The sequence below is a fragment of the Photorhabdus kayaii genome (assembly GCF_025384895.1).
GTDB lineage: Bacteria > Pseudomonadota > Gammaproteobacteria > Enterobacterales > Enterobacteriaceae > Photorhabdus > Photorhabdus kayaii.
This window is the reverse complement of the sequence record NZ_JAJAFZ010000231.1, coordinates 1-551: the sequence shown is the minus strand read 5'-3', so window position 1 is coordinate 551 and position 551 is coordinate 1. Positions and strand designations below refer to the sequence as shown.

Here is a 551-nt window from a genome sequence, read left to right as displayed (position 1 = left end):
TCAATCGCTTTCCAAGGGTTATAATCTTCCCCTGCGATGGGGACAAGGGTCCCGCGTTTGAAATCAATCCGGTTGGGGCCTTGTGTCAATGTCAGGTTTTTCGCCTGTAGTTTACCGTTAAGCTTAGTGGTCCGGCTGATAATATCGACATCATCCTGCGCCGTTGCGTCCAGTCCCTTTTCACCCAAGGTGATGGTACCTTTTCTCACTTCCAGAGCCGCTAACGCCCCGTCTTTATCAAACACCGGTTTACCGGTCGATAAGGTGACCGCCGGAGTATTAACAAAACGACAGCCATTACAGGTCATGCCGTTCGGGTTAACAATGAAAACATTGGCTTTTTGCCCTGCGACTTCCAACAGCCCTTGCAGATTTGAGGTTAAGGTACCCACCACTTCATTAATAATCAGCTCGGCCGATTTACCGTTGAAGTTAAGATTGGCGCCAATTTGCCCCGCCAGTAGAGACTGCGTATCATGGGTCGCGTTATTCAATACCAGTCCCGGAGTGCCAACATTAAACTCCTGATAACGGTTATGTGAAACACCCCG

Annotated in this window: 1 protein-coding gene; it reads right to left on the bottom strand. The window is 49.4% G+C overall.

The window, feature by feature from the left end:
• Positions 1-551, bottom strand: a 551-nt coding sequence (locus LGZ98_RS24075) for a filamentous hemagglutinin N-terminal domain-containing protein (protein WP_262978765.1), incomplete at both ends; no start/stop codon positions are given.